The organism is Paraburkholderia sp. (assembly GCF_034668105.1).
Lineage (GTDB): Bacteria > Pseudomonadota > Gammaproteobacteria > Burkholderiales > Burkholderiaceae > Paraburkholderia.
Window position 1 is genome coordinate 1 of record NZ_JAXDPY010000364.1, and the last position, 4920, is coordinate 4920.

The following is a 4920-nucleotide window of genomic DNA, read 5'->3' on the forward strand; positions in this document are numbered from 1 at the left end:
CTCAGCACGCTGAGAATAGCCGTCGCAAACGTTTGCGCACCATTAAAAATACGGCTCGGGCGCGAGCCGGACAAACCTTGGAGATATCCATGAACCTTCGCCTTCGCCGCCGCATGCTGGCGGCCGCGGTTCTTGCCGCTGCCACTGCCGCGTTGCCGTTTTCGTCCGCTTATGCGCAAACCGCGCCCGCCCATAAGCCAAAGGTCGCGTTGGTAATGAAGTCGCTCGCGAACGAGTTCTTCCTGACCATGGAAAACGGTGCCAAGGACTACCAGAAGCACAATGCCTCCCAGTTCGACCTGATCACCAACGGCATCAAGGACGAGACCGATACCGGGAACCAGATCCGCATCGTCGAACAGATGATCGTCTCGAAGGTCGATGTGATCGTGCTGGCGCCGGCCGATTCGAAGGCGCTGGTGCCGGTTGTCAAGAAGGCCGTCGACGCGGGCATCATCGTCGTGAACATCGACAACCGGCTCGACCCGGACGTGCTCAAGTCCAAGGACCTGAATGTGCCGTTCGTCGGCCCGGATAACCGCAAGGGCGCGCAGAAGGTCGGTGACTACCTTGCCAAAAAGCTCAAGTCGGGCGATGAAGTCGGCATTATCGAAGGCGTGTCGACCACCACCAACGCGCAACAGCGTACCGCGGGCTTCAAGGACGCCATGCAGAGCGTCGGCGCCAAGGTCGTCCCGGTGCAATCGGGCGACTGGGAAATCGACAAGGGCAATGCGGTGGCGTCGGCCATGCTCAACGAGTATCCGAACCTGAAGGCGCTGCTGGCCGGCAACGACAACATGGCGATCGGCGCGGTTTCGGCCGTGCGCGCGGCGGGCAAGCAGGGCAAGGTGCTGGTGGTCGGCTACGACAACATCAACGCGATCAGGCCGATGCTCAAGGACGGCCGCGTGCTCGCCACCGCCGACCAGTACGCCGCCAAGCAGGCCGTGTTCGGCATTGATACGGCGCTGAAGGCGATCAGCGAGCACAAGAAGCAGTCGCAGTTGTCCGGCGTGGTGGAAACGCCGTGCGATCTGGTGACCAAGTAAGCTTGCGGCAGTCCGCACCGGATGCGAACTGTAAGAAACACCGCGACACGTGTAGCCACGCGGATTCGACTCACGCCGCCGTAATTGAATACATGGCGAAAAACGCGCGGATTTGCGTTAATTCAATAAACGCTCAAGAAACCTTCCGCGCCGCCGTTAATTCCAGAGGTAAGCGTCCTTGCGGCGGCTACCGGCGGGAGGGTGCGGAGTCGAAAGCGCCTGCGCAGTCCGCGCATGGGCCCGTATGACACGAGGCTGCCGTTGGTTGCGGCCGGCGAGAACAACAGGCGGGGAGCAACAGGTTATGGCGACGATCAAGGATGTAGCGGCCGTGGCAGGCGTGTCGTTCACCACGGTATCGCACGTGGTGAACAACTCACGGCCGGTGTCGGCCGACGTGCGCGCGAAGGTCGAACATGCGATCCGTCAGCTTCACTATGTGCCGTCGGCGGTGGCCCGCTCGCTCAAGGCGCGGGCGACGGCGACGATCGGACTGGTGGTGCCGAACAGTACGAACCCGTATTTCGCGGAAATGGCGCGCGGCATCGAGGATGGTTGCTCGCGCAACGGCTACTGCCTGTTCTTCTGCAATTCCGACGACGATCCGGTCAAGCAGCGTAACTATCTGCGCGTGCTGCAGGAAAAGCGTATCGACGGACTGATCGTCGCCTCCGCGGGCGACGACGCCGTGCTGGCGCAGACCCTGGCGAATGCGCACGAGCCGCTGGTCGTGGTGGACCGCAATATTGAAGGCTTGAACGCCGATCTGGTGCAGATCGACCATGACAAGGGCGGCTATCTCGCGACCCGTCATCTGCTCGAACTGGGGCACGTGCGGATCGGCTGCATCACCGGGCCGGTGAACACGGCGGTCAGCGCCATGCGGGTGCACGGCTTTATCCGCGCGATGACCGAGCGCGGCATCGAGATTCCGGCCAACGCGATTGTCGAAAGCGATTTTTCGGGGACGGGCGGCCATCGCGCGGCCGGGCAGTTGTTCGACACGCTGAAGCCGTCGGCGATTTTTGCCGGCAACGACATGATGGGCATCGGCGCGCTGCGTGCCGCGGCCGAGCGCAATATCAGCGTGCCGCGCGATTGCTCGATCATCGGTTTCGACGATATCGAACTGGGACGCTTCACCTATCCGTCGCTCTCGACGGTGGGGCAGTCGGTCCGCGCGCTCGGCGATATGGCCGCGCAGACGTTGATCGAACGTATCGCCGGGTCTTCGTCAGGCAGTCCGCGCGCGCCGGGCCGGCGGCGTGTCGTGTCGCCGCGCCTGATCGTGCGCGAATCCACCGCGACATGGGCGGGCGCCGCGAGGCGCGATCTGGCCGCCTGAGCCGGCGCGAGGCCCATGGCTTCGTGTCCGGTCTTTCACGCAACCTGGCCTCGGCTCGACTTCTATCGTGCGCCTACGGTGAGTGCGAACGCCTTGCGACTGTCCCTCAGGCAAGTCATTACTTTCGTACAACCCAGCCGCTTTGCCCCACCCCTCGCACGTCTGCGGTCAGCCACCCGAGCCCCGTGAATTCGTCCGGGCCGCCTCGCATCAATTGTCTGAACGCCCAAGTACCGCGCGGCCTTCGCCCGGGTGCTCCCTGTCAGTGGACTGTAATGTTTTCCAGCTGCCTACGGTGCCTTACCTCGTACCCTATACAACCTTCAAGTATGGGGATGAAATGCCGTAAACATGGGGATTAGAGCGGCATCCAGCCGTGCCATAGACGCAGACGCCCCACGCTAGCCGCGCTGTGCACGCAGCCTCTTATTTGTTAAGCACAGGAACAAGCATGTTGAACAAAGGCATCACGATCAAGGCGCGGATTGGCCTCACAATGGCTTTTCTCGCCGCGCTGCTGGTCGGCATTGGCGTTTTCGGTTTGTTCGGCATGAGCAGCTCGAACGCCGCGTACGAGGACACATTCACTAACAATATGCCGAGCGCGGTCAATATCGGCAACGCCGAACTCTTTGCCGCGCGCGAACGGCTGGCGCTCGACCGGGCGGCGTTCATGGCCGGCACGCCGGAGGTCGCGCCGACGATCGAGCGCGCGCGTTCGATGCGCGCCACGTCCGACAGCTGGTGGAAAAAGTATATGGATCTGCCGCGCGGCGCCGAGGAAGATCGTCTCGCCCAGGACGTGGTGGCCAAACGCGGCGCGCTGCATCAGCAATTGGACGCGTTTGCCGCGATCATCACGGCAAACGACCCGAGCAATCTGGTCGACGGCGCCAAACGCGTGCAGGCGGCGTACAACGACCTTGCCAACGCCGACGATGCGCTGCGCAAGTTCCAGTTCACCTCCGCCCAGGAAGGTTTCGACGCCGCGCAAAGCAGCTATCAAGTGTTCCGCACGGTGAGCGCCGTTGCCCTGCTGGTCGGCGTGCTCGCCGCGGTGCTGTCCTACCTGACGCTCAGCCGCGCGATTGGACGTCCGCTCGACGAAGCCCTCGGGCATTTTGCCGCGATCGCCGCAGGCGATCTGCATCGCCCGGTGGTGATCACCTCGCGCGACGAAATGGGGCAGTTGCTCGACGGTATCGCCAGAATGCAGCGCAGTCTCACCGAAACGGTGCGCTCGGTACGCAGCGGCAGTGAATCGATCGCGACGGCCACGCGCCAGATCGCGGCCGGCAATATCGACCTGTCCTCGCGCACCGAAGAGCAGGCTTCGGCCTTGCAGGAAACCGCGTCGAGCATGGAGCAGCTGACCGGCACGGTCAAGCAGAACGCCGACAACGCCCGCCAGGCGAGCTCACTGGCCGCCAATGCGTCCGAGATTGCCAACCGGGGTAGCGCGGTAGTCGGCCAGGTGGTCGGCACGATGGGCGAGATCAATCAGAGTTCGGCGAAGATCGCCGACATCATCTCGATCATCGAAGGGATAGCGTTTCAGACCAACATTCTGGCCCTGAATGCGGCCGTGGAGGCGGCGCGGGCCGGCGAAGAAGGGCGCGGGTTCGCGGTGGTGGCGGGAGAAGTGCGCAGCCTTGCGCAGCGCTCGTCGGCGGCGGCCAAGGAAATCAAGGGGCTGATCGACACTTCGGTGGAGCGCGTGCAGTCCGGCTCGGCGCTGGTCGATGAAGCCGGCCGCACGATGTCCGAGATCATCGGCGCGGTGCAGCGCGTGACCGACATCATGGGTGAGATCGCGGCGGCTTCGCAAGAGCAAAGCAACGGCATCGACCAGGTGGCGCGCGCAGTCACGCAGATGGACGAGGTGACGCAACAGAATGCCGCGCTGGTCGAAGAAGCGGCCGCGGCAGCCTCGTCGCTCGAAGATCAGGCCGGCAAGCTGCGTACCGCGGTCGCCGTGTTCCAGCTCGACGAAAGCGGTTACAAGGCGCCGGTGAGCGCGGCACCGAAGCGCGCGGGCGCGCCGGGCCATCCGACGGCGGCGCGTAAGGTGTCACAACCGGCTTTGCAGAGTGCTTCGCAAGCCATGTCGCAAGCTGCTTCACAACGTGCTTCACAAGCTGCTTCGCCACCGCGTGCGCAGGCCGCCTCGACAGCGAGGGCACCTGCCGAGGCGGCGCCGGCTGCCGCTACGCCGGCAAGGGCACCTGTCAAGGCAGTGGCAAGCGCCGGCAGCGATCAGGATTGGGAGACGTTCTAAGCGGCAGCGTTCGGGAAACAGGGCATGGCAATGTGGCCGGGCGTGCCGCATCACCCCCGCACGTTTCGACAGCCTGGACGTACTGCGCCAGCCCGCGCTGCGAACCGACAGACGCACACGCACAGCCTCACACGCCGTCATTGCCACGCTTCGAACGCGACACCAAATTCCAGCAGCGATGAAGCACCCGCCACCCTGCCGCAACATTCGTTCCCGATGAAGGGTTGGACGGGACCATGCTTACA

The 4920-nt window shown here is 63.9% G+C and carries 3 protein-coding genes; all 3 read left to right on the plus strand.

Annotated features, from left to right (window positions below; genetic code table 11):
• Positions 1–89 precede the first annotated feature (89 nt).
• The 3 genes from QOC89_RS16425 (at position 90) to QOC89_RS16435 (ending at position 4675) form a co-directional block, all read left to right on the plus strand.
• Entirely contained in the window at positions 90–1052 is a 963-nt protein-coding gene (locus QOC89_RS16425) for a sugar ABC transporter substrate-binding protein (RefSeq protein ID WP_323045973.1), read from the plus strand.
• A 304-nt stretch (positions 1053–1356) separates the two neighbouring features.
• A complete protein-coding gene (locus QOC89_RS16430; RefSeq protein ID WP_323045974.1) occupies positions 1357–2397 on the plus strand; it encodes a LacI family DNA-binding transcriptional regulator in 1041 nt (346 codons plus the stop codon).
• A 451-nt stretch (positions 2398–2848) separates the two neighbouring features.
• The gene (locus QOC89_RS16435; RefSeq protein ID WP_323045975.1) at positions 2849–4675 is read left to right on the plus strand and encodes a methyl-accepting chemotaxis protein; all 1827 of its coding nucleotides are present in this window, start codon (positions 2849–2851) and stop codon (positions 4673–4675) included.
• The last annotated feature ends 245 nt before the right edge of the window (positions 4676–4920 follow it).